Below are 23,347 nucleotides of genomic sequence, written 5' to 3'. Positions count from 1 at the left end.
GCAGGCTCCTCGAATCATCGGATTGCGTTCAGCGGTTGCGCCAGAGCATGAAGTCCAGCATCCGGCGCGCCAGGCCGCGATACGGCGGCATCAGGAAGTCCACCGTGCGCAGCGGCCCCTGGCGGAACACCGGGCGCAGCTTGGAGAAGGTCAGGAAGCCCTCGCGCCCGTGGTAGTGGCCCATGCCGCTGTTGCCGACGCCGCCGAAGGGCAGGGCATGCTGCCCGGCGTGCAGCAGGGTGTCGTTCAGCGTGACGCCGCCCGACAGCGTCTGCTGCAGGTAGAAGTCCTGCTCCTGGCAGTCGTTGCTGAACAGGTAGAGCGCCAGCGGGTGCGGGCGCTCGTTGATGTACTGGACCACATCCTCGCGGCGCCGGTAGGGCAGGATGGGCAGCAGCGGGCCGAAGATCTCGCGCTGCATGACCTGCATGCCGTCGTGCACGTTCAGCAGGGCCACCGGCGGCATGATGCGCCGTGCCGCGTCGCCGGGCTGGCCCGGCAACAGGGGCACGGCCTGCGCGCCCTGTTGAACGGCGTCCTGCAGCATGGCCTGCAGGCGCTCGTGCTGGTGCTTGTCGATGATGGCGGTGTAGTCGCCGCTGAGCAGGTCGGGGTAGCGTTGCGCCAGGATCTGCTGCGCGTGCTCGATGAAGGCCTGCTCCTGGCCCGCGGGCAGGAACAGGTAGTCGACGTTGGTGCAGATCTGGCCGGCGTTGAGCATCTTCACCCACAGGATGCGCTCGGCGGCCTTTTGCAGCGGGTAGTCGGCGGCGACGACGGCAGGCGACTTGCCGCCCAGCTCCAGCGTCACCGGCGTCAGATTCGCCGCGGCATTGGCCATCACAGCGCGGCCCGTTTGCGGCGAGCCGGTGAAGAACAGGTGGTTGAACGGCAACTGGGTGAACAGCGGCCCGAGCGGCTGGTCCGGCCCGGCGTCGTCGTCGGCAAACAGGCTCACCTTGTCGGCCGCGAAGTAGCCGGGCAGGAGCTTCTGCAGCAGGCGCGCGGTGTGGGCGGAGTTCTCCGACATCTTCACCATCGCGCGGTTGCCGGCGGCGAGCGCGCCGATCAGCGGCTGCACCACCATGGCGATGGGGAAGTTCCAGGGTGCCACGATGCCGACCACCCCCACCGGCTGCGGCTGCACGAAGGCGCTGGCCAGCGGGTGCTGCGTGATGTCGAGCGGGCGGCGCTGGCGCTCCATCCAGCGTGGCAGCTGGCGGATGGCGTCGAGCGCGCCTTCCTGTCCCTGCAGCAGCTCGGTGGCCAGGGTCTCGAAGCGGCTGCGGCAGCCGAAGTCCCGGTTCACGGCCTCGACCAGTGCGTCGCGGTTTTCCACCAGCAGGCGGTGCAGCGCGCGCAGGTCGGCGCGGCGCTCTTCCAGGCTGGGGTAGCGGTTGCGGGCGAAGGCGGCCTGCTGCTGCGCGAAGCAGTCGCGCAGGATGGCGGGCAGGTGCGGGGGGATGTGCACGGCCTGCCAGGCCGCGCGGGGTGGGTTGGTCGTCATGGCGATCCTTTCGACGAACGGGCCTGGGCATGGCGGGCGATGCCGTCGCCCACGGCGCGCGCCAGGCGCGGCAAGTGGCGGGAGAGGAAGGCGGTCAATGCGGCTTTGGGCGTGTCGGTGATCTCGAACTCGCGCCGCGCGATGCCGCGCAGCAGCCTGGGCACGGACACGTCCAGCGTGCTGCTGCCGGCAAAGTCCTTCATGGCGGCCGAGACCGGGTGCATGGCGCGCCGCTCCTGCTCGACCATGGGCGTCATGATCTCGCCCGGGCAGCACAGGCTGACGTCCATGCCCCGCAGCCTGAGTTCGTAGCGCAGCGCCTCGGCCAGGCCGCGCACGCCGAACTTGGAGGCGCAGTAGGCGGTGTAGCCGAAGTTGCCGGTCAGCGCCGCGAGCGAGGCGATGAAGGCGATCTGGCTGCCGACCTGCATGTGCGGCAGCACGGCGGCGGCGAAGTGGCGCGAGCCCTTCAGGTTGACGTCGACCACGCGCTCGAACTCGGCCGCGGGCGTGTCCACCAACGGCCCGTTGTGCAGCACGCCGGCGCTGTTGATGGCCAGATCGGGCGCGCCCAGCTCCCGCACCGCCTGCGCCACGGCAGCTTCGATGGCTTCGGCCTGCGACACGTCGGATGGGTAGCAGGCAAAGCGCTGCTCCGGGCCTTTTGCCGCTGCGCGCAGCTCGGCCAGCACGTCTTCGGCGGCCGAGCGGTTGAAGAGGGCGATGCTGGCCCCCTCGGCCGCCAGGCGCCGCGCCATGTCGCGGCCGATGCCGCTGCTGGCGCCGGTGATGAACACCGTGCGCGGCGCGCCGTGCTTCCAGGGATAGGAGCTCATCGCCAGTCCTCGCGCAGCATGGCAGCGCCCTTTTCGCCCACCATGTAGCTGGGCGCGGTGGTGTTGCCGCCGGGGATCGTCGGGAAGATCGAGCTGTCGATCACGCGCAGGCCCTGCACGCCGTGCACGCGCAGGCGCGCGTCGACCACGCTGTCCGCCGCATCCGGCCCCATGCGGCAGGTGTTGGTGGGGTGGTAGTTGGTGCCGGCGACGCGGCGGCAGTAGTCGGCGTAGTCGTCATCGGTGCGGCAGTGCGCGGTGCGCAGGTCGGCCTTCACGCGCGCCTTCATGGTGGGCGTGTCGTAGACCTTGAGCACCTGGCGCACGCCCTTGACCATGGTGGCGATGTCATCGGGGTGCGAGAAGTAGCGGAAGTCGATCGCCGGGTCGTCCTGCCAGCGCGGGCTGGCGAGCTGTACCGTGCCGCGGCTTTTGGGGCGCAGCAACAGCACGTGGGTCGACATGCCGTGGCGTGCATACATCTTGCGGCCATGGTCCATCGCCAGCACGACGACGAACTCGTACTGCACCTCCGGCATGGGTGAATCCGGCGCAAGCCGCATGAAGCCCGTGACCTCGGCGAAGTTGGTGGTGCACATGCCGCGGCGCTCCCGGCGCCAGCGCTGCATGGCGCGCCAGAAGCTGCGCGTGCCGGTGGGCGAGATGCCCACGAGATCCGGGTCGCCCGGGATGTGGTGGCCCAGGATCACGTCCAGATGGTCCTGCAGGTTCTGGCCCACCGCCGGCAGGTGCGCGACCACGGGGAGCCCGAAGCGCTGCAGCAGCGCACCGTCGCCCACCCCCGAGAGCTGCAGCAGCTTGGCCGACAGGATGCCGCCGCTGCTGACGATGACTTCCTTGCGCGCGCGGATCTGGCGCTGCTGGCCGTCCTGCACCACCTCCACGCCGACGGCGCGCGTGCCCTCGAACAGCACGCGCGTGACCGGGCTGTCGCATTGCAGGTGCAGGTTGGGACGCTTGCCCAGGTGCGGCAGGATCCAGGCCTGCCCGGCGTGGTGGCGCTCGCCGCCCTTCATCATCACCTGCGTGGGGCGAAAGCCGTCCTGCGTGACGCCGTTCAGGTCCGGGTTGAGCGGCCAGCCCAGCTCGCGGAAGGCCTGGTTCAGCGTTTCGTGCCAGGGGTTGTCGGTGCGCAGTTCCTCGACCCAGACCGGTCCCTTGTTGCCGTGCCAGGGATCGTCGTCGGCGTTGAAGGTCTGGTTGTTCTCGCTCTTGCGGAAGTAGGGCAGCACGTCGCTCCAGCCCCAGCCGGGGTTGCCGGCCGCTGCCCAGCCGTCGTAGTCCAGCGGGTTGCCGCGCATGTACATCAGCATGTTGATGCGGGTGCCGCCGCCCAGGCCGCGGCCCAGCGGGTGGTAGGCGCGCTTGCCGTGCAGGCCCTGCTCGGGGCCGCTGGTGAGGCCCCAGTTGCAGGCGCTGCGCCTGAGCCCGTAGACGAGCGAGGCCAGCGCCGCGTTGGTCGCCAGGAGGCCTTTGCGCTGGCCGGGTCCGGCTTCGAGCAGCAGCACGTCGTGGCGCGCGTCCTCCGACAGGCGCGAGGCCACGGCACAGCCGGCCGGGCCGGCGCCGATGACGATGAAGTCGTGCTCGGCCGGCATCGGGGTCAGGCGCCTGCAGCGATGTGGCGCGCCGCGGCCTTGGCGGTGAGGATGCAGCCGGGCAGGAAGGTGCCCTCCAGCGAGCGCTTGCCACTCGCGCCGCCGCCGCCGAAGCCCGCCGCCTCGCCGACGCAGTAAAGGCCGTCCACCGGCTCGCCCCCGCCGTCGAGCACGCGGCTGTGCAGATCGGTCTGCAGCCCGCCCAGGCTCTTGCGCGTGATGAGCTGGGTCTGGATGGCGATGAAGGGGCCGGCCCCGGACTGCTGCAGCGGCGCGGGCTTGCAGGTGCGCAGGCGATCCGGCTTCCATTCGCGGGCGGTCAGGATGCGGCGCACCTGGATGTCGTCCTCGGGCCGGCCGTCCGGGGCGAACAGCGCGTCCCAGGCGTTCACGGTCGTCTGCAGCACCTCGGGCCGGATGTCGAGCGAGGCGGTGAGGGCGTTCATTTTCCGGGCCAGCTCGGCCAGCGTGTCGGCGACGATGAAGTGCGGGCTCTGCCGCGCCATCTGGTCGACCAGTCGCTGGTTGCCCAGCAGCGTGTCCTTGAGAAAGAGCAGGAACTGCCGGTCGCGGATGCGCGGGTTGTGCTCGGCGCCGGAGATGGCGAATTCCTTCAGCGCGATGCGGCGGTTCATCACCTGCCAGGTCCAGGGCTTTTCCTGCGCCGCCACCTGCTGGCACAGCCAGTGGGTGTCGAAGCCCGTCACCAGCGGCTCGGGGCCGATGCGCTCGCCGCGGTGGTTCAGCCACAGCGCCGACTTGCACGGAATCAGCGACAGGCCGTGGCCGGGGAAGTGCGGCAACGGGTGCGGAATGCCGGCGGCGTAGTTCCACATCTCGCCGGCGTGGGTGATCTGTGCGTCCAGGTGTTCGGCGGCCCAGTGGTGCATGCGGCCGTCGGCAAAGGGATGCGCGCCGTTGAGCATGGTGGCGGGCAGGGGCCGATCGCTCGGCCAGTTGCGGCGCGCTTCCTCGTGACTGCCATTGATGCCGCCCATGGCCAGCACCACGGTGGGCGCGGCGAGCCGCACCTCGCGTCCGCTGGCCTCGTCGATTGCCACGGCGCCGGCGAGCCTGCCGCCTGTGTGCTCCAGCGCCGTGACGCGATGCCGGTGCAGCACGGTGAGGCGACCGCCCGAATCGGCGGCGCGCAGCTGCTCGATCAGCCGCAGCGCCATGAAGCGGGACGTGCCCCAGACGATGTGGTAGCGCGCCACGCTGTTGCCGTCGCCATTCATGCCGCGCTCGACCAGGTTCACGGCCGGCATGAACCGGATGCCCTCGTTCACCAGCCAGTCATGGACCAGCGGGCGCGACTGCTCGACGTAATGACGCGCCCAGGCCAGCGGCCAGTGGTCATCGGGCGCCAGTTCGCCGAAGCGGATCCAGTCCGCCAGCGCGCGCTCCGGCGTGTCGGCGATTTTCATCTTCGCCTGCAGCGGCGTGCCCACCAGCGCCATGCCGCCAAAGGCCCACAGCGCCAGCCCGCCGAAGCGCTCCGGCGTGTCGCGGTCCACCAGCGTGACGCTCTGGCCCGCACGCAGCAGTTCGAGCGCGGTGACGATGCCCGCCAATCCGCCGCCGATCACCAGGGTGTCGCTTGCCTTCGCAGTCATGCCGTTCGCCTCCTGGAGCATGAAGATAGCTGCTTGCAGCCGATAGTGATTGACTTTAGAGGACAGCAAGATTGATCGATCGGGCCATTCACCGGCACTGGCGGCACAATCGACCGCATGGATTCCTTGACGCAGCTGGTGCTGGGCGCGGCCGTCAGCGTGGCGGTGATGCGCCGGCGCACCGCCGTGTGGAAGGCGGCGCTGTGGGGCGGGGTGGCGGGCACACTGCCGGATCTGGACGTGCTGGTGTCGCACGGCGATCCCATCCTGAACATGGTGCTGCACCGGGCGGAGAGCCATGCGCTGTTCTGGCTGACCCTGTTTTCCGTGCCTTTTGGCTGGCTGGTGGCGCGGGTGCAGGGTCAGATGGCTCTGCTGCGCTGGTGGTGGCTGGCGATGTGGCTGGCGCTCATCACGCATCCGCTGCTGGATGCGTTCACGGTCTACGGCACGCAGTTGCTGCTGCCGTTTTCGAACCATCCGGTGGCGCTGGGCAGCGTGTTCATCATCGACCCGGCAGTGACGCTGCCGTGGCTGGTCGGCCTTGCGGTGGCGCTGGTGTGCCGGGGAGACGCGCGCGGGCAGCGTGCCAACCTGTGGGGGCTGGCCGTGGGCACGGCGGTGCTGCTGGTGGGCGTGGGCCTGCAGGCGCGGGTGGATGGGCTGGCGCGCACCAGCCTGGCGCAGCAGGGCGTGGTGCCCGAGCGTGTGCTGGTGACCCCGGCGCCGCTGTCGATGCTGCTGTGGCGCGTGGTGGCGGTGCAGGGCGACGCTTACCACGAGGGATTTCATGGCCTGCTGGATGCACCGGGCCCCATGCACTTCGTCCGTCACGACCGCGGCGCGCGCCACGAGGCGGCAGTGGCGAACATCGACGGCGCCCAGCGCATTCGCCGCTTCAGCCACGGTTTCTACAAGCTGCACGAAAGCGCAGCCGGCCGACTGGTGATCACCGACCTGCGCATGGGGCAGGAGCCGCACTACAGCTTCGCCTTTGCCGTGGCCCGGCGGGGCTCGCCCTTCCAGGCGCTGCCGGTGGCGCAGTCGGTGGGCGGAGTGGCGCCGATCGGGCCGGCCCTGACCTGGCTGGCCCGGCGCATCCGTGGGGACGACGTCGCTCCGCCGCGCTGAGGAAGCCGCCATGACGCTGCAGGCCACCGTCTCCATGAGCTGGGTGAACACCGTGCTGGATGCCGCCGCGCGCCAGGGCGTGGCGCGAGAGGCGCTGCTGGCGCAGGCTGGCATAGCGTCCGAGGAGCTGCGGCAGGAGCGCTGGCCGATCGACCACATCACCCGGCTGTGGCGCGCGGCGGTGCAGCTGACGCAGGACGCGAGCTTTGGCCTGAAGGCCGGCAGCCAGGTCGGGCCGGCCAACTTCAACGTGGTGGGCGGGCTGCTGCAGACCAGCGCCACGCTGCGCGAGGCGATCGCGGCGGTGCAGAAGTACCAGCGCCTGATCAGCGATGGCGGGCGCTTCCAGATGGTGGTGGGCGCGCGCGCCAGCTGGCTGATCTACCACCCGCGCCAGGGCGCGCTGGCTTTCAGCCCGCACCAGGTCGAAGCGGTGCTGGCGGCGACGCTGACCTTCATTCGCGGTGCGGTGCGCAGCAGCGGCGGCGGCACGGTACGGCCGCAGCAGGTGCAGTTCAGTCAGCCGCGCATCGGCCTGGCGGCGGGCTACCGTGAGGTATTTGCCTGCCCGGTGGCGTTCGAGCAGGCCTTCAGCGGCCTGCTGCTGGACAACGCGCTGCTGGATGCGCCGCTGCTGCGGGCCGACCAGCGGCGCGCGCGCGAGCACCAGCGCGCGGCGGCCGAACGGCTGGCCGACCTGACGCAGGGCGGGGCGCTGGCGCAGGAGCTGCGTGCCTGGATGGTCGCCACGCTGGCCAGCCGGGTGCCCACCCGCGCCGAGGCAGCGCGCGCCCTGGGCGTGAGCGAGCGCACGCTGGCGCGGCGCATGCAGGCGCAAGGCCTGAGCTTCACCGAACTGCTGGACGGCGTGCGGCGCGACACCGCGCTGCAGGCCGTGGCGCACACCACGCGCCCGCTGGCCGACATCGGTCTGGCGCTGGGCTATGCGGAACCGGCGGTGTTCTGGCGGGCCTTCAGGCGCTGGACCGGCTGCACGCCCCAGGATTGGCGCGCGGCTCGGCCGGAGCATGGGGTCGGGTGGCCCGCCTCGACCGAGGCGTCCACCCGATTGCCCTGACCGAGCCTCGGGCCCGGGACCGGGCTGCGGGTAAGGGGCGATGGCAAGGCGGCTCGCATGGATTGCGCGGACCGCTTTCGCGAAGTGGCTGTGAAAGCGTCAGTCGGCGCGCGTGCTGGCTGCCACCGCGGTCAGCATGTCGGTGCGGGCGGACACCAACTGGGCTTCATCGTCGCCGTGACGCGCCATGTCCTGGGGGGCGTCGGGCTGCACCACGACCACGCGGTCGCGGGGCGTCTTGTTGAGCAGCAGGCGGGTGACGTCGGGGCGCGAATAGTGCCCGGCCGGGTCGGCTGCCGCCTTGGCCAGGGAGATCATGCCCAGGTCGATGTCCGCGTAGACGAGGCCTTCCTCGGTTTCGGCCAGCGGGGTGTGCATCAGCTGCCCGTCCGGCGCGTAGATGCGGGCAAAGCCACCGCCTTCCAGCAGCAACTGCTTCTTCGTGTCGTCGGTGCACAGCATCTCGACCATTTCCTTGGACACCGTGGCACACGGTGCGATGACGAAGCACTGCCCTTCGACGGCGTAGATCTGGCTGGCGGCGTTGTTCACCTCGGCGCCCAGCGCGTGGGCACCGCCGCGATAGACCGAGAAACTGGGCCACGCCGCGATGTGGATCTGCTCGTTCTGGGCGTACATCGCGTACTTGGACAGGGGTTGCAGGTGTTCCCAGCAGCACAGTGCACCCATGCGGCCTTGCGGGGTGTTCCACACCGCAAGGTCGCTGCCGTCGCCTTCGCCGAACACCGTGCGCTCCACATGGGTGGGCTTGAGCTTGCGGCGCCGGGCGATCGTCTCGCCGTCGGGGCCGATGATCCACTGGCCCATGTACAGGCTGCCGCCGGCCTTCTCGGCATGGCCCATGACAACCGTGATCTTGTTCTTGCGTGCTGCGGCGGTCAGACGTGCCGCTTCGGGGCTGCCATAGACGAGCGAGTTGTCGTGGTAACGCTGGATGAACTGCATGCCCCAGGCCGGCGAATCCAGCCAGATGACCCACGGGTAACCCGGCAGCCAGGTTTCCGGAAAGGCGATCAGCTGCGCATCATGCTTGGCGGCTTCCTCGATCAGTCCGATCGCCTTGTCGATCGAGGCGTCGAGGTTCAGGAACACCGGTGCGGCCTGGACGGCTGCTGCGCGGAACTTGGGGTGGGTGGTTGCCATGGCTGGTCTCCTGTGTGGGTGGTGGTTGTGACGCGCTTCATCGTAGGCAAGGCCTGCCGCTGGCGCTTGATTCTGGAGCGCGCATGTCTTGATCGGGTGTTGCACTGCTTGTCGAAACGGGCGCTGCTGCTTATCCTGCGCGCATGTCCCGCAACGCGTCCACGGCTGACGTCGAGCCGCGCCATCGTCTGGCGTACTGGACCGACATGGTCTGCGATACCTATGTCCAGCTGGAATGCGTCCCGCTGGGCGATGCTCGCGCGATCGAAGGCGAGATTTCGGCGCGACGCCTGGCCACGCTGGATTTCACGCGGGTCAGTGCAACCGCGCAGCGGGTGTGCCGCACGCCCGTCAAGATCGCTCGGGCCAGCGAGGACTACTTCCTGGTCAGCATCCAGTCCGCGGGAGAGGGTTTCGTGATCCAGGATGGGCGGACGGCGCGTCTCGTCCCCGGTGATTTCGCACTCTACGACAGTACTCGGCCCTACGAGCTGCGCTTTGATGGCGCCTTTCAACAGTATGTGCTGATGTTGCCGGGGGCTACGCTGCGCAGCGCCTTGCGGGACACCGAACGGCTCACGGCGAGCACCGTGCGTGGCGATCGCGGCGCGGGGCATCTGATGATTGGCATGATTCGCACGCTGGCCGCCGAGATCGGTTCGCTGGCGCCAGAATCGGCGGTGGCGGTTGCCGACAGCGTGACGCAAATCCTGGTGGCGGGCTTGTCGACGCTGCCCGCTGCGCAGCGCGAGCCGGTATCGCAGCTGGCGGCGTACCATCGGGCTGCCATCCGGGCCCTGATTGATGAGCATTGGCGCGACCCGGGCTTTGGCGTGGCGACGATCGCCCAGCGGCTGCGCGTGTCGCCAAGCACCCTGCATCGCGCCTGGCGCGGCGAGGCCACATCGATTGCAGACTGCATCTGGGCGCGCCGCCTGGATGGGGCGCGTCGTGACCTGTGCGATCCGGCGCTGCGCGCACGCAGCGTGAGCGGGATCGCCTTTGGCAGCGGCTTCAACGACTCAGCCCATTTCAGCCGTGCGTTTCGCGCCCGCGTTGGCTGTTCGCCGCGGGCGTTGCGCGAGTCCGTGCTGGGGAGCACAGGCCGCAGCGTGCTGGACGGCCTGTAGTCGACCGCTGCGCGTCAGATGTGCAGCGCGTGCCCCAGCGCGCGCAGCGCTGCTTCCTGCACCGCTTCGCCCAGTGTCGGGTGCGCGTGGATGGTGCCGGCGATGTCCTCGAGGCGTGCACCCATCTCGATCGACTGGGTGAAGGCAGCGGCCAGTTCGGCCACGCCCTGGCCGACCGCCTGCCAGCCCAGGATCAGGTGGTTGTCCTTGCGCGCGACCACCCGCACGAAGCCGGCGCTGGCCTCCAGTGTCATGGCACGGCCGTTGGCGGAAAACGGGAAGGCGGCCTCGAGGCAATCGATGCCGGCGGCACGCGCTTCGGCTGGCGTGCGACCGGCGACGACCACTTCGGGGTCGGTGAAGCACACGGCCGGAATCGCCATCGGCTCGAAGCGCCGGTTGCGGCCCGCGATCTGCTCGGCCACGCATTCGCCCTGCGCCATGGCGCGGTGCGCCAGCATGGGTTCGCCGGTCACGTCGCCGATGGCCCAGACACCCCGCATCGACGTGCGGCAGTGCGCATCGATCGCGACGTGGCGCCCCGCCATGTCGAGTTGCAGCGACTCCAGGCCGAAGCCCTGGGTGCGCGGCCGCCGCCCGACCGCCACCAGCACGCGATCGGCCGGCAGGGCGAATTCGTCGGCCTGGGCGTTGCGCACGTGCACGCCCTGCTTGTCGTCGTGGCCCAGCACGCTGCAGCCCAGGTGCAGCACCACGCCGCTCTTCCTGAGCGCGTCCAGCACCGGCTTGGTCAGCTCCTCGTCGTAGGTCGGCAGGACGCGCTGCAGCGCTTCGACCACGGTGACCTCGACCCCCAGCTTGCGGTAGGCAATGCCGAGTTCGAGCCCGATGTAGCCGGCGCCGACCACCACCAGCCGCCTGGGCAGGGCGCCCGGCGAGAGCGCGTCGGTGGATGACCAGATGGCGCCGCCAAAGGGCATCGACGGCAACTCGACCGGCTCCGAGCCGGTCGCCAGCAGCAGGTGCTCGCAGCGCACGCGCACCGGTTCGCCCTCGGCCGGCTTGACGGTGACGGTCTTGCCGTCCTCGATGTGTGCCCAGCCGGCCAGCACCTGCACGCCGGCCTTGCGCAGCAGGCCGCCGACGCCGCCGGACAGGCGCTGCACGATGCCGTCCTTCCACTTCACCGTCTGCGCGATGTCGATCGCCGGTTCCTTGACGTGGATGCCGAGGGCCGAGCTGCCGCCGGCCTGGTGGCGCGCGTGCTCGAAGGCCTGCGCCGCGTGGATCAGCGCCTTGGACGGGATGCAGCCGATGGTCAGGCAGGTGCCGCCCAGGCGCGCGCCCTCGACCAGCACCGTGGACACGCCCAGCTGGCCGGCGCGGATGGCGGCGACGTAGCCGCCCGGGCCGCCGCCGATGACGAGGAGCTTGGTGGTGATTTCTTTCATGTTGGGTCCTCCCGCTTCACTCGACGAACAGCAGGGCGGGCGCTTCGAGCAGGGCGCGCATGGCCTGGATGAACAAGGCCGCGTCCATGCCGTCGACCACGCGGTGGTCGAACGAGGACGAGAGGTTCATCAGCAGGCGCGCCACCACCTGGCCCTCCCGCAGCATCGGCCGTTCGATCATGCGGTTGACGCCGACGATGGCGACCTCCGGGTGGTTGATGACGGGCGTCGAGACGATGCCGCCCAGCGCCCCGAGGCTGGTCAGGGTGATGGTCGAGCCCGACAGCTCCTCGCGCGGCGCCTTGCCGCTGCGCGCGCCCTCGGCCACGCGTGCGATGCCCGCGGCGCACTGCCACAGGTCCAGGCTCTCGGCGTGGCGCAGCACCGGCACCATCAGGCCGCCCGGCGTCTGCGTCGCCACCCCCAGGTGCACCGGCTCGTAACGCGTGACGACGCCGGCGTCGTCGTCGTAGCGCGCGTTGACCTGCGGAAAGTCGCGCAGGGCCACCACCATCGCACGCACCAGGAAGGGCAGCACGGTGAGCTTGCCGCGCGTGGCGCCGTGACGCGCGTTCAGTCGCGTGCGCAGGGCCTCCAGCTCGGTCACGTCGATCTCCTCGACGTAGCTGAAGTGGGGGATGCGCCGCTTGGAGTCCTGCATCTTCTGCGCGATGCGGCGGCGCAGGCCGATCACCGGGATCGCCTCCTCGCCGTGGCGCTCGACGTAGGGCGAGGCGCCGACCGCCGCCATCTGGCCGCCGCCGGCGGCCCAGGCGTCGAGGTCCTCGTGCTGGATGCGGCCGGCCGGCCCGCTGCCGTGCACCAGGCGCAGGTCGATGCCCATGTCGAGTGCGCGCCGGCGCACCGCGGGCGAGGCCAGCGGGCGTTCGCCTTCCTTGCGTGGCGTGACGGGCGCGCGCACGGCCGGCCTTGCCGCGGCCGGCTTCGCAGCGGCGGCGGGTGCCGGTGCCGGCTTCGGTGCGGCCGGTGCCGGCGCCGGAGCGGCCGCAGCGGGCGCCGGTGCCGGTGCCGGTGCCGCGGCCTCGTCGTCCTTGAGGTTGCCCGGGCCGTCGACCTCCAGCCGCACCAGCTCGGAGCCGACCGCCAGCACGGCACCCACGGCGCCGCCCTGCGACAGCACCTTGCCGTGCACGGGCGAGGGCACCTCGACCGTGGCCTTGTCGGTCATCACGTCGGCGACGAGCTGGTCCTCGGTGATGCTCTCGCCGGGCTGCACGTGCCAGGCCACCAGCTCGACCTCGGCAATGCCTTCGCCGATGTCCGGCACGCGGATCACGTAGACGCCCTTGCCCGGTGCCGCGGCCGCCGCCGGTGCTGCGGCGGGTGCTGCCTGGGCCGGGGCGGTGGGTGCCGGCGCCGCCGCTGGCGCCGGAGCCGGAGCCGGCGCTGCCGTCTCGTCGCCCTTCAGGTTGCCCGGCCCCTCGACTTCCAGGCGGATCAGCTCGGCGCCGACGGCCAGCACCTCGCCCACGGCACCGCCCAGCGCCAGCACCTTGCCATGCACGGGCGAGGGTACCTCGACCGTGGCCTTGTCGGTCATGACGTCGGCGACGAGCTGGTCCTCGGTCACGGCGCTGCCCGGCTGCACGTGCCAGGCCACCAGCTCGACCTCGGCAATGCCCTCGCCGATGTCGGGCACGCGGATGACGTAGATACCCATGTCAGTTGCCCTCCACCGCGCGCTTGAGGGCCGCGCCCACGCGCGCCGGCCCCGGGAAGTAGGCCCATTCCTGTGCGTGCGGATAGGGCGTGTCGAAGCCCGTCACGCGCTCGATCGGCGCCTCCAGTTCGTAGAAGCAGTGTTCCTGCACCAGCGCCACCAGTTCGGCGCCAAAGCCGCTGGTGCGCGTGGCCTCGTGCACCACCACGCAGCGCCCGGTCTTGCGCACCGAATTCACGATGGTCTCCAGGTCGAGCGGCCAGATCGAGCGCAGGTCGATGATCTCGGCGTCGATGCCGGTCTCGCGCGCAGCGCATTCGCTCACCCACACCATGGTGCCGTAGGTCAGCACGGTGACGGCCTTGCCCGGACGGAAGATGGCTGCGCTGTCGAGCGGCACCGTGTAGTAGCCGGGTGGCACCTTGCCCAGCTCGTGCTTGGACCAGGGCACGACCGGCTTGTCGTGGTGGCCGTCGAACGGGCCGTTGTAGAGGCGCTTGGGCTCCAGGAAGATGACCGGGTCGTCACATTCCAGTGACGCGATCAGCAGGCCCTTGGCATCCACCGGATTGCTCGGCATCACGGTGCGCAGACCGCTGACGTGGGTGAACACCGCCTCCGGGCTCTGGCTGTGCGTCTGGCCGCCGTAGATGCCGCCGCCGCAGGGCATGCGGATGGTGATGGGAGCGAAGAAGTCGCCCGCCGAGCGGTGCCGCAGGCGCGCCAGCTCGGAGACGATCTGGTCATAGGCCGGGTAGACGTAGTCGGCGAACTGGATCTCCACCGCGGGGCGCAGCCCATAGGCCGCCATGCCGATGGCCGTGCCGACGATGCCGGATTCGGAGATCGGTGCGTCGAAGCAACGGGTCTTGCCATACTTGGCCTGCAGGCCTTCCGTGACGCGGAACACGCCGCCAAAGAAACCCACGTCCTCGCCGTAGACGATGACGTTGTCGTCGCGCCCCATGGTGATGTCCAGCGCCGAGCGCAGCGCCTGGATCATGGTCATGGGCACGGGCTCGCCGGCGAGCGCTGTGTCCTGTGCTGATTCGGCCATCGCTCACACTCCCATCTGCTGGCGTTGCCGGCGCAGGTGCTCCGGCATGTCCTTGTACACGTCCTCGAAGATCGTGGCGGCGCTGGGCACGCGGCCGTCGAGCAGGGTGCCGTAGCTTTCGGCCTCCTTCTGCGCCGCGATCACCTCGGCCTCCAGGTCCTTCTGCGCCTGCGCATGCTGCGCCTCGCTCCATTCGCCGATGGCGATCAGGTGCTGCTTCAGGCGCTCGATCGGGTCGCCCAGCGGGAAGCGCTTCCAGTCGTCGGCGGGGCGGTACTTGGACGGGTCGTCCGAGGTCGAGTGCGGGCCGGCCCGGTAGGTTTCCCATTCGATCAGGGTCGGCCCGTGGTTGGTGCGCGCGCGCTCGGCGGCCCACCTGGAGGCGGCGTACACCGCCAGGAAGTCATTGCCGTCGACGCGCAGCGAGGCGATGCCCACGCCGACGCCGCGCTGCGCGAAGGTCGTGCCCTCGCCACCGGCGATGGCCTGGAAGGTCGAGATCGCCCACTGGTTGTTCACCACGTTGATGATCACCGGCGCCTGGTAGACGTGGGCAAAGGTGAGCGCGGTGTGGAAGTCGGCCTCGGCGGTGGAGCCGTCGCCGATCCAGGCCGAGGCGATCTTGGTGTCGCCCTTGATCGCCGAGGCCATGGCCCAGCCCACGGCCTGCGGCACCTGCGTCGCCAGGTTGCCCGAAATCGAGAAGAAGCCGGCGCGCTTGTACGAATACATCACGGGCAGCTGGCGTCCCTTGATCGGGTCGCGTTCGTTGCTCATGAGCTGGCAGATCATCTCGACCATCGAGATGTCGTCGCGCGAGAGCAGCAGGCCCTGCTGGCGATAGGTGGGGAAGCACATGTCGCCCTCTTCGAGCGCTTGTGCGTGCGCCACGGCGATGGCTTCCTCGCCCAGGCACTGCATGTAGAAGGACAGCTTCTTCTGGCGCTGCGCCGTCAGCATGCGGGCGTCGAAGATGCGCGTCTTCAGCATCGCGCGCAGACCGCGGCGCAGGCGCTCGGGGTGGATGCTCGGGGCCCAGGGACCGACCGCCTGGCCATCGTCATCGAGGACCCGGATCAGGCTGGTGGCCAGGTCCGCGGTGTTGGCCGCCGTGGTGTCGGGTGATGGTCGGCGCACAGCGCCTGCCGGCGTCACCACCAGATAGGAAAAATCGGTTTTTCCGCCCGGGCGGCCGGTCGGCTCGGGCACGTGCAGCCGCAACGGCTGATGCGATGTCATCCATGGTCTCCGTCCGCCCGATTTTGTCGCGCGGCATGGTCAAGCACTGGACGGCCGGCCAGCTTGTGGCTGACCGTCCCCCATTGCGTCAAGACGCAGGCGCGAATCTTAGTGCAGCGGCAGCGCCGTGGCCAGTGTCGCGCAAAGTCCCGTGCGCGGCAAGGTGATTCGGGCGTGCCGGGAGCGCGACACCCCGTGGTCCTGCATCAGCCGGGCGCGGACTCGGCAGCCAGGCCGTGCAGGCGCGCGTACAGGTTGCCCGCGGCGATCAGCTCGGCGTGCGTGCCCTGCTCCATGATGGTGCCGCGCTCCATCACCACGATGCGGTCGGCGTGCTCGATGGTGGACAGCCGGTGCGCGATCACCAGCGTGGTGCGGCCCCGCATGGCGGTGGCCAGCGCCTGCTGCACCAGGCGTTCGCTTTGCGTGTCCAGCGCCGAGGTGGCCTCGTCCAGCAGCAGCACCGGCGCGTCCTTGTACAGGGCGCGCGCGATCGCCAGGCGTTGGCGCTGGCCGCCCGACAGTTCGGTGGCGTTGTGGCCGACCACGGTGTCGATGCCCTGCGGCAGGCTGGCGACGTGCTCGGCGAGGTTGGCCTGCGCGAGGCAGCGTTCCACCCGGGCGCGATCGATGGTGCCGGCGCCGAGCGCGACGTTGGCGGCGATGCTGTCGTTGAGCATGGTGACGTCCTGGCTCACCAGCGCGAACTGCGCGCGCAGCGCCGCCAGCGGCCAGTGGGCCAGGTCGATGCCGTCCAGGCGCACCTGCCCGGCCGTCGGCTCGACGAAGCGCGGCAGCAGGTTCACGAGCGTGGTCTTGCCGGCGCCCGAGGGGCCGACCAGGGCAACGGTCTGCCCGGCCGGGATGCACAGGCTGACGCCGTCGAGCGCCGGCTCGGCGTCGTCGCGGTAGCGCACGCTGGCCCCGAGCAGCTCGATCTCGCCGCGTGCGCGCGGCGGCACCTGCCCGGCGCTCGCCCGCGGCGAATCCAGCTCCGCCTGCACCGAGTCCATCAGTTCCAGGCCGCGCTCGAGCGCGGCCAGGCCGCGCGTGATCGGGTTGATGATGTCGGCCAGCCGGCGCGTCGGCGCAACCAGCATCAGCATGGCACCGATGAAGGCCACGAAGCCGCCGACGGTCACCCCGGGCCCATCGCCGGACTGGCCCTGCGACAGCGCGATCGCGATCACGCTGGACAGGGCGATTGCCGACACCAGCTGCGCCAGCGGCATGCTGGCGGCCGAGGCGCGCGTGGCCTTCAGTGCCAGGTTGCGCAGGTGGTGGCTGAGCGCGTCGAAGCGGCGCGCCTGGCCGTCCTGTGCCTGGTGCAGCCGCACCATGCGGTGCGCCAGCACGTTTTCCTCCACCACGTAGGCCAGTTCGTCGGTGGCGCTCTGGCTCTGGCGCGTGACCTTGTACAGGCGCCGCGACAGGGTCTTGAGGATGAAGGCGACGCAGGGCACCAGCACCAGCACGATCAGCGTGAGCTGCCAGTTCAGGTAGATCAGGTAGCCCAGCAGGGCGACCACGGTGAAGCCGTCGCGTGCCAGGTTGAGCAGTGCCTGCACCAGCAGGGTGGAGCCGGTCTGCACCTCGTACACGATGGTGTTGGCGAGCTGGCTGGCCGACTGGCGGGCGAACAGCGCCAGGTCGGCGTGCAGCAGGCGGTCGAACAGCTGGCGCCGCAGCACCACCATGCCGTCGGCGGCAATGCGCGAGAGCGCGTAGCGCCCAGCGAACTGCGCCACGCCGCGGATCGCGAACAGGCCGATGATCGCCGTGGGCACCATCCACAGCTGCAGCCGGCCCTGGTTGAAGCCGTCGTCCAGCAGCGGCTTGAGCAGTGCCGGGATGGCCGGTTCCGTGAGCGCGCCGATCAGGGTCGAGATCACCGCCATCACCCAGCCGACGCGGTACTGGCGAAAGTAGGGCAACAGGCGCCGCATGCGTTGCAGCAACGAGCGTTGGTCGGCTGGATCGGCTCTGGGGGGCATGGGCGCGCGGGCGGGCAAACGTTCGATTCTAGGCGGCGTGGGGGGTCGCCGCGGTGCCGGAACCATTTCCCGGGCGCCGCCTCACAGACGGGTGCCGGGGCGCGGCGCTACAGTTTGTGACGTGCCCCGGTTCCAAATAGGTAACATCGGTGGCCGCAAGGGGCCGCCGCAGCGGTTTCACGATCCCAAGCATGAGCCTGATTCAACACACCTGTTCCGAACTCCCCGACGCCACCCGGCGCCACCTGCTGCTGGCGGCGCTGCTCGCCACGCCGACGCTGCCGGCGCTGGCACAGTTTCGGGTCGAGGTCTCGGGCATCGGCCTGACCCAGATGCCGATCGCGCTGGTGCCGTTTCGCGGCGAGGCGGCGTCACCGCAGAAGATCAGCGCCATCGTGCGCGCCGACCTCGAGCGCAGCGGCCAGTTCCGCGGCGTCGACACCGGCGGCGAGGCGATGGACGAGACCACCCGCCCGGACATGTCGGCCTGGCGCCAGCGCGGCGCCGACGCGCTGGCCGGCGGCAGTGTCGCGCGCCTGCCGGACGGCCGCTGGGATACGCGCTTCCGGCTCTGGGACGTGGTCGGCGACCGCGACCTGGGCGGCCTCGGCTATGTCGTGCCGCAGGCCGACCTGCGCCTCGCGGCGCACAAGATCGCCGACTACATCTACGAGAAGCTGACCGGCGAGAAGGGCGTGTTCTCGACCCGGCTGGCCTATGTCACGCGGGGCCGCGGCCGCTACACCCTGTGGGTCGCCGATGCCGACGGCGAGAACGCACAGGCCGCGCTGTCCAGCCCCGAATCCATCATCTCGCCGACCTGGTCGCCTGACGGTCGGCAACTGGCCTACGTGTCGTTCGAGGCGCGCAAGCCGGTCATCTATGTGCACGAGGTGGCGAGCGGGCGACGTCGCTTGCTGGCCAACTTCAAGGGCTCCAACAGCGCGCCGGCCTGGTCGCCCGACGGCAGCAGCCTGGCCGTCACGCTGTCGCGCGATGGCGGCTCGCAGCTCTACCTGATCAATGCCGCCGGCGGCGAGCCCCGGCGGCTCACGCAGTCGCAAAGCATCGACACCGAGCCGGCCTTCGCGCCGGACGGGCGCACCCTGTATTTCGTCAGCGACCGCGGCGGCGCGCCCCAGATCTACCGCATGGCGGTCAGTGGCGGCGCGCCGCAGCGCGTCACCTTCAACGGCAGCTACAACGTCTCGCCGACGATCAGCCCCGACGGCCGCTGGATGGCCTACGTCTCGCGCCAGGGGGGTGCCTTCCGCCTGCACCTGATGGAACTGGCCAGCGGCAACGTCACCGCGCTCACCGACACCGCGCAGGATGAGAACCCGAGCTTCGCGCCCAACAGCCGCCTGATCGTCTACGCGACGCGCGACGGCGGACGCGAAGCGCTCATGACCACCACGCTGGACGGCAAGATCAAGGCGCGTCTGGCCGGCCAGGGCGGCGAAATCCGCGAACCGTCCTGGGGGCCGTTCCAGCGCTGACGCCTGCCACCGCCGAATTTCCCGAACCCTTCCATTGCAGGAGAAACTTGAATGATCAAACGTCCCATCATGCTGGCCATCCTGGCCCTGGCGTTGGCCGGCTGCGGCTCCAACGTCAAGCTCGATCCGGAGATCGCGGGCGGCGCCAGCGCGACCGGCGGTGCCAACGGCGCGGCCGGCCAGAGCTCGGTCGCCCAGGTCGAGGCCGGCAGCGCACAGGGTGACGTCGCGGGTCCGGTCGGGGTCGGCCGCATCATCTATTTCGACTTCGACAGCTTCGTCGTCAAGCCGGACTATCAGCCGCTGGTCGACCAGCACGCGCGCTTCCTGCAGGCGAATCGCAGCCGCAACGTGGTGCTCGAAGGGCATACCGACGAGCGTGGCAGCCGCGAGTACAACCTGGCGCTGGGGCAAAAGCGCGCCGAGGCGGTGCGTCGCGCGCTGACCCTGGTCGGTGCCAGCGACAACCAGATCGAGGCCGTCAGCTTCGGCGAGGAAAAGCCGGCTGTGCAGGGCAGCGACGAAGAGGCTTACGCGCAGAACCGGCGCGTTGAGCTGCGCTACCGATGACGGGCGGCGCGATGCTCGCACGCAGCGGGCTGGGTGCCCTGGCCCTGGTGCTGGCGGGAGCGGCCCAGGCCCAGATCTTCGGTGGCGATGACCAGGCGCGCCAGGCCATCCTCGACCTGCGCCAGCGCTTCGACCAGGCCGTGACGGCGCAAAACCGGCTGGTCGAGGAGAACACGCAGCTGCGCCGCAGCATGCTCGAGTTGCAGCAGCAGCTCGAACTGCTGCGCGGCGAGCTGGCACAGGCACGCGGCCAGGACGAACAGCTCACGCGCGACGTCTCCGAGCTGCGCAACCGCGTCGAGGCGCTGGATTCGCTCGACGAGCGCCTCCAGCGGCTGGAGACCGGCGGCGCGCCCGCGGCGGGCGAGGCCGGTGGCGCGGCGTCGAGCCCCGACGAAAAGCGCGATTACGAGGCGGCGCTGGCGGTGTTTCGCAGCGGCGACTATGCGGCGGCGCAGGTCAAGTTCGCCGACTACGTCAAGCGCTATCCCAGCAGCAGCCTGGCTCCGGCAGCGCTGTTCTGGCTCGGCAACGCGCAGTATGCGACCCGCAACTACAAGGAAGCGATCACCAACTTCCGCTCCCTGCTCGCGGCGGCCCCCAACCACGCGAAGGCGCCCGAGGCCCTGCTGTCGATCGCCAATTGCCAGATCGAGCTGAAGGAGACGAACGCGGCGCGCGCCACGCTCGAATCGCTGGCCAAGACCTACCCGCAGTCCGAGGCGGCCCAGGCCGGACGCGAGCGGCTGGCGAAGCTGAAGTGATCCCCCCTGTGCCGCTGCGTGGCTTCCCTCTTGAGGGACGCACCCAGTGGCCCGGAAGACCCAGGCCACGGGTGCCCGCGCCTGGCCCGCTTCGCGGCTGCCGGCGTGCACGTCGGGCCGGACCGGGTCGGGCTGCGACGGACGATCGCTCGTGGCGCTGGCCCACGCGCTGGGATTCGTTATAATTCTCGGTTTCCTTGCCGCACCCCGTTCGACGCCGGGGGCGGCTTCAACCCGGCGGCCGCGCGCATCGAGCGGGGGGCCGCGATCCACAAGGAGTCTGCATGCGTCACTACGAGATCATCTTGCTGATCCACCCGGATCAGAGCGAGCAGGTACCCGCCATGCTCGAGCGCTACAAGGGCATGGTGACCGCCGGCAACGGCAAGGTGCACCGCGTCGAGGACTGGGGCCGCCGTCAGCTGGCCTACCAGATCAACAAGCTGGCCAAGGCGCACTACCTGTGCCTGAACATCGAGGCCGACCAGGCCGTGCTGGGCGAGCTGGAGCATGCGTTCCGCTTCAACGACGCCGTGCTGCGCCACCTCACGGTGCAGCGCAAGAAGGCCGACACCGCGCCGTCGCTCATGATGAAGAGCGTCGAGCGCGAGGAGGCGCGCAAGGCGCAGCAGGCGGAGGCCGCCAACTGACGCCGGGTTCGGGCCGGGCGCGCGCGCGGTGAACCAGGTTCGCCTGAGTGCCCGCATCGCGCAAGCCGGCACCCTGCGCCATACCCCGGCCGGTCTGCCGGCCCTCGACCTCGAGCTGGAGCACGAGTCCACGATCGAGCAACTGGGCCAGGCGCGGCAGGTGCGGCTGGTGCTCAGGGCGCTCGCGCTGGGCACGCTGGCCGAGCGGCTGGCGACGCAGGCGATCGGCTCGAACGGGTGTTACAGCGGTTTTCTGGCAGCGCCGCGCCGCGGTCGGCAGGTGGTGCTCCACATCCAGGACTTTCAACAGGATCAGTAGCAAGGAGGCTTTTCAATGGCCACGTTCAAGAAATTCAGCAAGGATCGGCGCCCCAAGCGCAGCAGCCAGTCGCTGCTGTTCAAGCGCAAGCGCTTCTGCCGCTTCACCGTCGCGGGCGTCGAGGAGATCGACTACAAGGACATCGACACCCTGCGCGACTTCATCGGCGAGAACGGCAAGATCGTGCCGGCGCGCCTGACGGGCACGCGCGCGATCTACCAGCGCCAGCTCAACACCGCCATCAAGCGCGCGCGCTTCCTGGCGCTGTTGCCCTACACCGACCAGCACAAGGTCTGAGGAGGTCGACACCATGCAAGTCATTCTTCTGGACAAGGTCGTCAACCTGGGCAGCCTGGGCGACGTGGTCAAGGTCAAAGACGGCTACGCGCGCAACTTCCTGATCCCCACCGGGCAGGCGCGCCGCGCCACCGCCGCCGCCAAGGCCGAGTTCGAGGCGCGCCGCGCCGAGCTGGAGAAGCACGCCGCCGACAAGCTGGCGGCCGCGCAGGCGCTGGGCGAGCAGCTCAGCGGCCACGCCATCAAGCTGACGCAGAAGGCCGGCGTCGACGGTCGCCTGTTCGGCTCGGTCACCAACCACGACATAGCCGACGAGCTCAGGAAGCAGGGCTTCGACGTGCACAAGGGACAGGTGCGCATGCCGGGCGGTCCGATCAAGACCGTCGGCGATTCCACGGTTACGGTGTCGCTGCACACCGATGTCATGGCCGAGATCTCGGTTTCGGTGTACGGCGAGACGGCCTGAAGGGCTTTCACGCGTCTCTTGGCAAGCCGCCTGCGGGCGGCTTGCCTTTTGCTGCGCACCAGCGAGCGCACGCCCGGGCAGCACGCGACCGGCGCGCAGGGCCCGGGGCGTGACCATGCTCGGCTGTCCACAGTCTCGCCTCGGCCCTGCACCGCTTGCAGACAGCTTGTCCACAGGCTTGTCCGGTGACAGGGGAGCGCGGGCGTCGTAGCATTCCGCTGTTGCCTGACCGATTGCCCATGTCCACTGTTCTTGATCCCGACTACGCCGGCTACGACGCCGAACTGCCCCGCGACCACCAGGTCGACCAGCTGCGCATCCCGCCGCACTCGATCGAGGCGGAATCCAGCGTGCTGGGCGGCTTGCTGCTGGACAACAGCGCCTGGGACCGGGTCGGCGACGTGCTGACCGAGGTCGACTTCTATCGCTACGAGCACCGGCTGGTGTATGCCGCCCTCGGCAAGCTGGTGGGCGAGAGCAAGCCGGCCGACGTGATCACGGTGCACGAGGAACTCCGGCGCCAGGGCAAGGACGAGGAGGTGGGCGGCCTGGCCTACCTGAACGCGCTGGCGCAGTACGTGCCGAGCGCCAGCAACATCCGGCGCTACGCCGAGATCGTGCGCGAGCGCTCGATCCTGCGCCAGCTCGTCAGCGCCAGCGACGAGATCGCGACCAGCGCCTTCAATCCCCAGGGCAAGCCGGTGGCGCGCATCCTGGACGATGCCGAGGGCAAGATCTTCAAGATCGGCGAGCAGAGCTCGCGCATGAAGCAGGGCTTCCAGGCCATGGACGGCCTGGTCGTGCAGCTGCTCGATCGCGTGCAGGAGATGGCCGACAACCCGAACGACATCACCGGGGTGCCGACCGGCTTCCACGACCTCGACCGCATGACCGCCGGCCTGCAGAAGGGCGACCTGGTGGTGCTGGCGGCGCGCCCCTCGATGGGCAAGACGGCGCTGGCCATCAACATCGCCGAGCACGTGGCGCTGGCCGAACAGCTGCCGGTGGCGGTGTTCTCGATGGAAATGGGCGCGGCGCAACTGGCGGTGCGGATCGTCGGCTCGATCGGCCGCATCGACCAGGGGCATCTGCGCACCGGCAAGCTGACCGACGAGGAGTGGCCGCGCCTGACCGAGGCAATCGAGCGCCTGCGCGGCATCAGCCTGCACATCGACGAGACGCCGGGCCTGACGCCGGCCGAGCTGCGCGCCAACGCGCGGCGCCTGGCGCGCCAGTACGGCCAGCTCGGCCTGATCGTGGTCGACTACCTGCAGCTGATGAGCGGCAGCAGCAGTGGCGACGAGAACCGCGCCACCGA

The 23,347-nt window shown here is 70.1% G+C and carries 21 protein-coding genes and 1 pseudogene; 11 read left to right on the top strand and 11 right to left on the bottom strand.

Going from position 1 to position 23,347, the window contains the following annotated elements; translation table 11 throughout:
• Positions 1–28: 28 nt before the first annotated feature.
• Genes PKA16_RS08825 through PKA16_RS08810 form a run of 4 tightly spaced genes read right to left on the bottom strand, consistent with a single transcriptional unit; the run spans position 29 to position 5,578 of the window.
• Positions 29–1,507, bottom strand: coding sequence for a coniferyl aldehyde dehydrogenase (locus PKA16_RS08825; protein ID WP_324402398.1), 1,479 nt, complete (start codon positions 1,505–1,507; stop codon positions 29–31).
• Positions 1,504–2,343, bottom strand: coding sequence for an SDR family oxidoreductase (locus PKA16_RS08820; RefSeq protein ID WP_324402396.1), 840 nt, complete (start codon positions 2,341–2,343; stop codon positions 1,504–1,506). Before PKA16_RS08820 ends, PKA16_RS08825 begins: the two co-directional genes overlap by 4 nt.
• On the bottom strand, positions 2,340–3,962 hold the full coding sequence (locus PKA16_RS08815; protein ID WP_324402394.1) for a GMC family oxidoreductase N-terminal domain-containing protein: 1,623 nt from the start codon (positions 3,960–3,962) through the stop codon (positions 2,340–2,342). Before PKA16_RS08815 ends, PKA16_RS08820 begins: the two co-directional genes overlap by 4 nt.
• A gap of 5 nt (positions 3,963–3,967) precedes the next feature.
• Complete coding sequence (locus tag PKA16_RS08810) at positions 3,968–5,578, bottom strand: FAD-dependent oxidoreductase (protein ID WP_324402392.1); 1,611 nt, start codon at positions 5,576–5,578, stop codon at positions 3,968–3,970.
• 117 nt (positions 5,579–5,695) lie between these two features.
• Here PKA16_RS08810 and PKA16_RS08805 point away from each other — a divergent pair, with 117 nt between their 5' ends.
• On the top strand, positions 5,696–6,709 hold the full coding sequence (locus PKA16_RS08805; protein ID WP_324402390.1) for a metal-dependent hydrolase: 1,014 nt from the start codon (positions 5,696–5,698) through the stop codon (positions 6,707–6,709).
• A gap of 10 nt (positions 6,710–6,719) precedes the next feature.
• Positions 6,720–7,787: an AraC family transcriptional regulator gene (locus tag PKA16_RS08800; RefSeq protein ID WP_324402388.1), complete on the top strand. Its 1,068-nt coding sequence runs from the start codon at positions 6,720–6,722 to the stop codon at positions 7,785–7,787.
• 99 nt (positions 7,788–7,886) lie between these two features.
• Here the strand turns inward: PKA16_RS08800 and PKA16_RS08795 are convergent, their stop codons facing one another.
• Complete coding sequence (locus PKA16_RS08795; protein ID WP_324402386.1) at positions 7,887–8,951, bottom strand: carbon-nitrogen hydrolase family protein; 1,065 nt, start codon at positions 8,949–8,951, stop codon at positions 7,887–7,889.
• Between the two features lie 143 nt (positions 8,952–9,094).
• Here PKA16_RS08795 and PKA16_RS08790 point away from each other — a divergent pair, with 143 nt between their 5' ends.
• Positions 9,095–10,081: a helix-turn-helix domain-containing protein gene (locus tag PKA16_RS08790; protein WP_324402384.1), complete on the top strand. Its 987-nt coding sequence runs from the start codon at positions 9,095–9,097 to the stop codon at positions 10,079–10,081.
• Positions 10,082–10,095: 14 nt separating this feature from the next.
• Here the strand turns inward: PKA16_RS08790 and lpdA are convergent, their stop codons facing one another.
• From lpdA to msbA, 6 genes and pseudogenes are all read right to left on the bottom strand, one after another.
• Positions 10,096–11,493 (bottom strand): dihydrolipoyl dehydrogenase, encoded by a 1,398-nt coding sequence (gene lpdA, locus PKA16_RS08785; RefSeq protein ID WP_324402382.1) that lies wholly within the window; start codon positions 11,491–11,493, stop codon positions 10,096–10,098.
• 16 nt (positions 11,494–11,509) lie between these two features.
• A complete protein-coding gene (locus PKA16_RS08780) occupies positions 11,510–12,790 on the bottom strand; it encodes a dihydrolipoamide acetyltransferase family protein (protein WP_324402440.1) in 1,281 nt (426 codons plus the stop codon).
• 165 nt (positions 12,791–12,955) lie between these two features.
• Positions 12,956–13,174: pseudogene (locus tag PKA16_RS08775) on the bottom strand (biotin/lipoyl-containing protein); the annotation flags it as partial.
• A 1-nt stretch (position 13,175) separates the two neighbouring features.
• Entirely contained in the window at positions 13,176–14,231 is a 1,056-nt protein-coding gene (locus PKA16_RS08770; protein ID WP_324402380.1) for an alpha-ketoacid dehydrogenase subunit beta, read from the bottom strand.
• Positions 14,232–14,234: 3 nt separating this feature from the next.
• Positions 14,235–15,470, bottom strand: a complete 1,236-nt coding sequence (locus PKA16_RS08765; protein ID WP_324402378.1) for a 3-methyl-2-oxobutanoate dehydrogenase (2-methylpropanoyl-transferring) subunit alpha — start codon at positions 15,468–15,470, stop codon at positions 14,235–14,237.
• Positions 15,471–15,676: 206 nt separating this feature from the next.
• Positions 15,677–17,464: a lipid A export permease/ATP-binding protein MsbA gene (gene msbA, locus PKA16_RS08760; RefSeq protein WP_324402376.1), complete on the bottom strand. Its 1,788-nt coding sequence runs from the start codon at positions 17,462–17,464 to the stop codon at positions 15,677–15,679.
• 191 nt (positions 17,465–17,655) lie between these two features.
• On the opposite strand from msbA, the gene tolB reads away from it, so the two are divergent.
• From tolB to PKA16_RS08720, 8 genes are all read left to right on the top strand, one after another.
• The gene (gene tolB, locus PKA16_RS08755; RefSeq protein ID WP_324402375.1) at positions 17,656–18,963 is read left to right on the top strand and encodes a Tol-Pal system beta propeller repeat protein TolB; all 1,308 of its coding nucleotides are present in this window, start codon (positions 17,656–17,658) and stop codon (positions 18,961–18,963) included.
• 51 nt (positions 18,964–19,014) lie between these two features.
• Positions 19,015–19,533 carry a peptidoglycan-associated lipoprotein Pal gene (pal, locus tag PKA16_RS08750; RefSeq protein ID WP_324402373.1) on the top strand — a complete coding sequence of 173 codons (519 nt, stop codon included), beginning with the start codon at positions 19,015–19,017 and terminating at the stop codon, positions 19,531–19,533.
• An 11-nt stretch (positions 19,534–19,544) separates the two neighbouring features.
• Positions 19,545–20,297 carry a tol-pal system protein YbgF gene (ybgF, locus tag PKA16_RS08745; RefSeq protein ID WP_324402371.1) on the top strand — a complete coding sequence of 251 codons (753 nt, stop codon included), beginning with the start codon at positions 19,545–19,547 and terminating at the stop codon, positions 20,295–20,297.
• A gap of 284 nt (positions 20,298–20,581) precedes the next feature.
• Complete coding sequence (gene rpsF, locus PKA16_RS08740) at positions 20,582–20,947, top strand: 30S ribosomal protein S6 (protein WP_324402369.1); 366 nt, start codon at positions 20,582–20,584, stop codon at positions 20,945–20,947.
• A 28-nt stretch (positions 20,948–20,975) separates the two neighbouring features.
• Positions 20,976–21,266 carry a primosomal replication protein N gene (priB, locus tag PKA16_RS08735; RefSeq protein WP_324402367.1) on the top strand — a complete coding sequence of 97 codons (291 nt, stop codon included), beginning with the start codon at positions 20,976–20,978 and terminating at the stop codon, positions 21,264–21,266.
• A 15-nt stretch (positions 21,267–21,281) separates the two neighbouring features.
• Positions 21,282–21,563, top strand: coding sequence for a 30S ribosomal protein S18 (gene rpsR, locus PKA16_RS08730; RefSeq protein ID WP_324402365.1), 282 nt, complete (start codon positions 21,282–21,284; stop codon positions 21,561–21,563).
• A 13-nt stretch (positions 21,564–21,576) separates the two neighbouring features.
• The gene (gene rplI / locus PKA16_RS08725) at positions 21,577–22,029 is read left to right on the top strand and encodes a 50S ribosomal protein L9 (protein ID WP_324402363.1); all 453 of its coding nucleotides are present in this window, start codon (positions 21,577–21,579) and stop codon (positions 22,027–22,029) included.
• Between the two features lie 239 nt (positions 22,030–22,268).
• Positions 22,269–23,347, top strand: a 1,079-nt coding sequence (locus PKA16_RS08720; RefSeq protein WP_324402361.1) for a DnaB-like helicase C-terminal domain-containing protein, incomplete at its 3' end; no start/stop codon positions are given.

The organism is Ottowia sp. (assembly GCF_035325765.1).
Lineage (GTDB): Bacteria > Pseudomonadota > Gammaproteobacteria > Burkholderiales > Burkholderiaceae_C > Ottowia.
This window is presented reverse-complemented; position numbering and strand designations above follow the sequence as displayed.

What these genes read in the sequence shown, in the direction of transcription:
- PKA16_RS08825 (WP_324402398.1), bottom strand. Translation starts at nt 1,507, where the DNA reads ATGACGACCAACCCACCCCGCGCGGCCTGGCAGGCCGTGCACATCCCC.
- PKA16_RS08820 (WP_324402396.1), bottom strand. Translation starts at nt 2,343, where the DNA reads ATGAGCTCCTATCCCTGGAAGCACGGCGCGCCGCGCACGGTGTTCATC.
- PKA16_RS08815 (WP_324402394.1), bottom strand. Translation starts at nt 3,962, where the DNA reads ATGCCGGCCGAGCACGACTTCATCGTCATCGGCGCCGGCCCGGCCGGC.
- PKA16_RS08810 (WP_324402392.1), bottom strand. Translation starts at nt 5,578, where the DNA reads ATGACTGCGAAGGCAAGCGACACCCTGGTGATCGGCGGCGGATTGGCG.
- PKA16_RS08805 (WP_324402390.1), top strand. Translation starts at nt 5,696, where the DNA reads ATGGATTCCTTGACGCAGCTGGTGCTGGGCGCGGCCGTCAGCGTGGCG.
- PKA16_RS08800 (WP_324402388.1), top strand. Translation starts at nt 6,720, where the DNA reads ATGACGCTGCAGGCCACCGTCTCCATGAGCTGGGTGAACACCGTGCTG.
- PKA16_RS08795 (WP_324402386.1), bottom strand. Translation starts at nt 8,951, where the DNA reads ATGGCAACCACCCACCCCAAGTTCCGCGCAGCAGCCGTCCAGGCCGCA.
- PKA16_RS08790 (WP_324402384.1), top strand. Translation starts at nt 9,095, where the DNA reads ATGTCCCGCAACGCGTCCACGGCTGACGTCGAGCCGCGCCATCGTCTG.
- lpdA (WP_324402382.1), bottom strand. Translation starts at nt 11,493, where the DNA reads ATGAAAGAAATCACCACCAAGCTCCTCGTCATCGGCGGCGGCCCGGGC.
- PKA16_RS08770 (WP_324402380.1), bottom strand. Translation starts at nt 14,231, where the DNA reads ATGGCCGAATCAGCACAGGACACAGCGCTCGCCGGCGAGCCCGTGCCC.
- PKA16_RS08765 (WP_324402378.1), bottom strand. Translation starts at nt 15,470, where the DNA reads ATGACATCGCATCAGCCGTTGCGGCTGCACGTGCCCGAGCCGACCGGC.
- msbA (WP_324402376.1), bottom strand. Translation starts at nt 17,464, where the DNA reads ATGCCCCCCAGAGCCGATCCAGCCGACCAACGCTCGTTGCTGCAACGC.
- tolB (WP_324402375.1), top strand. Translation starts at nt 17,656, where the DNA reads ATGAGCCTGATTCAACACACCTGTTCCGAACTCCCCGACGCCACCCGG.
- pal (WP_324402373.1), top strand. Translation starts at nt 19,015, where the DNA reads ATGATCAAACGTCCCATCATGCTGGCCATCCTGGCCCTGGCGTTGGCC.
- ybgF (WP_324402371.1), top strand. Translation starts at nt 19,545, where the DNA reads ATGCTCGCACGCAGCGGGCTGGGTGCCCTGGCCCTGGTGCTGGCGGGA.
- rpsF (WP_324402369.1), top strand. Translation starts at nt 20,582, where the DNA reads ATGCGTCACTACGAGATCATCTTGCTGATCCACCCGGATCAGAGCGAG.
- rpsR (WP_324402365.1), top strand. Translation starts at nt 21,282, where the DNA reads ATGGCCACGTTCAAGAAATTCAGCAAGGATCGGCGCCCCAAGCGCAGC.
- rplI (WP_324402363.1), top strand. Translation starts at nt 21,577, where the DNA reads ATGCAAGTCATTCTTCTGGACAAGGTCGTCAACCTGGGCAGCCTGGGC.